A 5,395-nucleotide genomic window follows, 5' to 3' on the forward strand; every position below is an offset into this window, starting at 1 on the left:
CTCGACGAACTCCTCGCCCACTGCGAGCAGTCGGAGATCCGCGCCCGCCGCATCGACGTCGACTACGCCTCGCACTCCCCGCACGTCGAAGCCATCGAGACCCGCCTCGCCGAAGCCCTCGCCGGGATCACCCCGAAGACCGCCGACGTCCCGTTCTACTCGACCGTCACCGGCGAGTTGATCGACACCACCGAACTGGGCGCCGCCTACTGGTACACCAACCTGCGCCGGACCGTCCGCTTCACGGACGCCGTCCGCACCGCGCTCGCCGCCGGGCACCGGGCCTTCGTCGAGGCCAGCCCGCACCCGGTGCTCACCGCCGCCGTCCAGGACGCCGCCGAGGACGCCGGGCACGAGGACGTCGCCGTGATCGGCACGCTGCGCCGCGGCGAGGGCGGCCCGCGCCGCCTGCTCACCTCGCTCGCCGAGGCCCACGTGCGCGGCGCCGCCGTCCGCTGGCCGGGCCTGCGCCCGGGGGGCGGGCCCGTCGACCTGCCCACCTACCCGTTCCAGCGCGAGCGGTTCTGGCTCACGCCCGCCGCCACCGGGGACCCGCGCACGGCCGGGCTGGACGCCGCCGACCACCCGCTGCTGGCCGCCGCGCTCGCCCTGCCGGGCGACGAGCTCGTCCTCACCGGCCGTCTCTCCACCGCCGCCCACCCGTGGCTGGCCGACCACGCCGTCTGGGGCACCGTCCTGCTGCCCGGCACCGCGCTGGTCGAACTCGCCCTGCACGCCGGGCGCCGGCTGGACTGCCACCAGCTCGACGAACTCACCCTCCAGGCGCCGCTGTTGCTGCCCGAGGACGGGGCCGTCCGGGTCCAGGTCCGGGTCGGCGCCGCCGACGCCACCGGCCGCCGGCCCGTCACGGTCCACTCCGGCCCCGACAGCCCGAACAGCCCGGACACCGGGCAGGACTGGACGCAGCACGCGAGCGGCGTCCTCGCCGAGGAGGGCGCGGCGGCGCCGGAGGAGGCGCGGCGGCCCTGGGCCGGCGAGCTCGCCCCGGCCGGGGAGCTGTACCCGCGCCTCGCCGGGGTCGGCTTCGACTACGGGCCGGCCTTCCAGGGCCTGACCGCGCTGGGCCGGACCTCGCCGGACCGGACCTCGCCGGGCCGGCACGGCGAGGAGATCCTGGCCGAGGTGACGCTGCCGCAGGACCGGCACGGGGACGGCTTCTCCGTCCACCCCGCCCTGCTGGACGCCGCCCTGCACGCCTGCCTGCTGGAGGGCGCCGAGCAGGTGCGGCTGCCGTTCGCCTGGTCGGACGTCACCCTGCACCCGGCCGCCGCCACCGCCACCGCGCTGCGGGTGCGGCTGACGCCGACCGGGCCGGACACCGTGGCGCTGACCGCCACCGACGAGACCGGCGAGCCGGTCGTCTCGGTCGGCTCGCTGACCCTGCGGGCCGTCACCCCCGGGCAGTTCAGCGCGGCCACCGGCCGCTCCGGCGACGGCCTCTACCAGGTGGACTGGGTGCCGCTGGCGCCCGCCGCGCAGGCCGGGGCCGAGCCCGGCGCCGAGCAGCCGGTGCGGCTGGGCCCCGACGCCGACCTGACCGCCCTGCTCGGCTCCGACGCCCCGGCGCCCGCGACGGTGCTGGCCCCCTTCCTCCCGGCCGCAGCGGGCCCGGACGCCCCGGCGGCCGCCGTGCATGCCGCCGTGCACGCGGCCACCGCCCGCGCGCTGGCCCTGGTGCAGGCCTGGCTGGCCGAGGAGCGGTTCGCCTCCTCCCGCCTGGTGCTGCTCACCCGGGGCGCCGTCGCGCTCGACCCGGCGGACGACGTCACCGACCTCGTGCACGCCCCGCTCTGGGGCCTGCTGCGCTCGGCGCAGTCGGAGAACCCCGGCCGACTGGTGCTGGCCGACGTCGACGAGCACCCCGACTCGGCCCCCGCGCTGGTCGCCGCCCTGGCCTCGGGCGAGCCCCAACTCGCCGTCCGCGCCGGCCGGGTGAGCGCCGCCCGGCTCGCCGCCGCCGCGCGGCCCGCCGACGCGGGCGCGAGCGCCTTCGCCGCCGCCGGTGACGGCACCGTCCTGCTGACCGGCGGCACCGGCGGCCTCGGCGCCCTGCTGGCCCGCCACCTGGTCACCGAACACGGCGTGCGGCACCTGCTGCTGGTCAGCCGGCGCGGGCCCGCCGCCGAGGGCGCGGCGGAGCTGCGCGCGGACCTGGCCGCGCTCGGCGCCCGGGTCACCGTCCGGGCCTGCGACGTGACGGACCGCACCGCGCTGGCCGCCGTGCTGGCCGAGGTGCCCGCCGAGCACCCGCTGACCGCCGTGGTGCACACGGCCGGCGTGCTGGACGACGGCGTGCTGACCGCGCTCACCCCCGAGCGGGTGGCCGCCGTGCTGCGCCCGAAGGTCGACGCGGCCTGGCACCTGCACGAGCTGACCCGGGAGCTCCCGCTGCGGGCGTTCGTCCTGTTCTCCTCGGCCGCGGGCGTGCTCGGCCAGTCCGGCCAGTCCAGCTACGCGGCGGCCAACGCCTTCCTGGACGCGCTGGCCCAGCGCCGCCGCGCCGAGGGCCTGGCCGCCACCTCGCTGGCCTGGGGCCTGTGGGCCGAGTCCAGCGGGATGACCAGCCACCTGGACGAGACCGACCTGCGCCGGCTGGGCCGCACCGGCCTCGCGCCGATGCCCTCCGAGCAGGGCCTGCTGCTGTTCGACGCCGCGCTGGCCGAGGCCGGGCCGGGCGCCGGGCGCGCCGTCCTGGTGCCCGCCCGGCTGGACACCGCGACCGTGCGCGGGCTGGCCGAGATCCCGGCGCTGCTGCGCGGCCTGGTCCGCGCCCCGCGCCGGACCGCGAGCGGCGCCGCCGGCACGGCGACCCTGCGGCAGCGGTTCGCGGACCTGGCGCCGGAGAAGCGCCACCGGGCGGTGCTGGACGTGGTCCGGGCGCACGTCGCGGCGGTGCTGGGCTACCCGACGCCGAACCGGGTCGACCCCGACCGCGGCTTCCTGGACCTCGGCGTCGACTCGCTCACCGCGCTGGAGCTGCGCAACCGGCTCGGCGCCGAGACCGGCGGCCGGCTGCCCGCCACGCTGATCTTCGACCACCCCAGCCCGGCCGCCGTCGCCCGCCACCTGGAGGCCGAGGCCTTCCCGGCCGAGGACCGGGGCGCCGTCCCGGACGGGCCGGACGGCCTCGACGGGGTCGACGAGGCGGGCTTCCGCCGGGCGCTCGCCGCGATCCCGCTGGACCGCTTCCAGGAGGCGGGGCTGGTCGGCACCCTGCTCCGGCTCGCCGACACGGCGGCCGAGTCCGCGCTCCCCGAGGAGAGCGGCGAGGAGTCCGGCAGCGCACTCGACGACATGGACCTGGCCGACCTGGTCCGGGTCGCCCTCGGCGACAGCTGATGACGACCACCGCCCACCCGATCACCCGTCCCCACGGCTCGGAGTTCCGGAGTTCTCGATGACCACCAGTGAAGAAGTCGTCAAGGCGCTGCGAGCCTCCCTCAAGGAGGCCGAGCAGCTGCGGCAGCAGAACCGCCGGCTGACCGCCGCGGCCTCCGAGCCGATCGCGATCGTCGGCATGGCCTGCCGCTACCCGGGCGGCGTCGCCTCCCCCGAGGACCTGTGGCAGCTGGTGGCGACCGGCACCGACGCGATCAGCGCCTTCCCCGAGGACCGCGGCTGGGACGTCGAGGGCCTGTACGACCCGGACCCGGACGCCACCGGCCGGACGTACACCCGGGCGGGCGGCTTCCTGCACGACGCGCCGCTGTTCGACCCGGACTTCTTCGGCATCAGCCCGCGCGAGGCGGTCGCGATGCACCCCCAGCAGCGGCTGCTGCTGGAGGCGTCCTGGGAGGCCTTCGAGCGGGCCGGCATCGACCCGTCCTCGATGCGCGGCACCCGCACCGGTGTGTTCGCCGGCGTGATGCACCAGGACTACGCCGCCCGGCTGCGCGAGGCCCCCGAGGACCTCGAGGGCTACCTGATGACGGGCAGCCTCGGCAGCGTGGTGTCCGGCCGGGTGGCCTACACGCTGGGCCTGGAGGGCCCGGCCGTCACGGTGGACACGGCGTGCTCCTCCTCGCTGGTGGCCCTGCACCAGGCCGCGCAGTCGCTGCGCAGCGGCGAGTGCACGCTGGCCCTGGTCGGCGGTGTGACGGTGATGACCGGGCCGGGCGGCTTCGTCGAGTTCAGCCGCCAGCGTGCGCTGTCCCCGGACGGGCGCTGCCGGGCCTTCGCCGCGGCGGCGGACGGCACCGGCTGGGCGGAGGGCGTCGGTGTCCTGCTGGTCGAGAAGCTGTCGGACGCGCGGCGCAACGGGCACCGGGTGCTGGCGGTGGTGCGCGGCTCGGCCGTCAACCAGGACGGCAGCAGCAGCGGCTTCTCCGCGCCCAACGGGCCGGCCCAGCAGCGGGCGATCCGCGAGGCGCTGAAGAACGCCCGGCTGACGGCCGAGCAGGTCGACGCCGTGGAGGCGCACGGGACGGGCACCAAGCTCGGCGACCCGATCGAGGCGCAGGCCCTGCTGGCCACCTACGGCAAGCAGCGGGACGCCGAACGGCCGCTGTGGCTGGGCTCGTTGAAGTCCAACATCGGGCACGCGCAGGCGGCGGCCGGGGTCGGCGGCGTCATCAAGATGGTGATGGCGCTGCGGCACGGGGTGCTGCCGCGCACCCTGCACGTGGACGAGCCGACCCCGCACGTGGACTGGTCGGGCGGCGGGGTGCGGCTGCTGACCGAGGAGCGGGCCTGGCCGGCGGGCGAGCGCGTCCGGCGGGCCGCCGTGTCCTCGTTCGGGATCAGCGGCACCAACGCGCACGTCATCCTGGAGGAGGCGCCGCCCGTCGAGGAGCCGGCCGAGGAGGCCGCCGAGGTCGTCGCCCCGCCCACCCCGGTGGTGCCGTGGGTGCTGTCCGCCCGGGACGACGAGGCGCTGCGCACGCAGGCCGGGCAGCTGGCCGCGTTCCTGCGCGCCGACCCGGACGCCGACCTGCGGGCGATCGGCCACACCCTGCTCACCGGCCGGGCCTCGCTGGAGCGGCGCGCCGTCGTGCTCGGGCAGACCCGCGGCGAGCTGCTGACCGGCCTCACCGCGCTCACCGAAGGGGTCGCCGCGCCCGAACTCGTCACCGGCGGCGGCACGTTCGAGCGCCCGGTGTTCGTCTTCCCGGGCCAGGGCTCGCAGTGGCCCGGCATGGGCGCCGAACTCCTGGACACCTCCGAGGTGTTCGCCGCCTCGATCGCCGACTGCGAGGCCGCGCTGGCCCCGCACGTCGACTGGTCGCTCACCGACGTCCTGCGCGGGAACGGCGACCTGGCCCGGGTGGACGTCGTACAGCCCGCGCTGTTCGCGATGATGGTCTCGCTGGCCGCGGTCTGGAAGTCGCTGGGCGTCGAGCCCGCCGCCGTCATCGGCCACTCCCAGGGCGAGATC

The 5,395-nt window shown here is 77.5% G+C and carries 2 protein-coding genes; both read left to right on the forward strand.

Annotated features, from left to right (window positions below):
* Positions 1–3,360 (forward strand): type I polyketide synthase (locus tag VM95_RS36765; RefSeq protein WP_045705511.1); only part of this gene is annotated, 3,360 nt, incomplete at its 5' end.
* 88 nt (positions 3,361–3,448) lie between these two features.
* A partial coding sequence (locus VM95_RS36770; RefSeq protein WP_482260706.1) for a type I polyketide synthase occupies positions 3,449–5,395 on the forward strand: 1,947 nt, incomplete at its 3' end.

Source organism: Streptomyces rubellomurinus (assembly GCF_000961885.1).
Lineage (GTDB): Bacteria > Actinomycetota > Actinomycetes > Streptomycetales > Streptomycetaceae > Kitasatospora > Kitasatospora rubellomurina.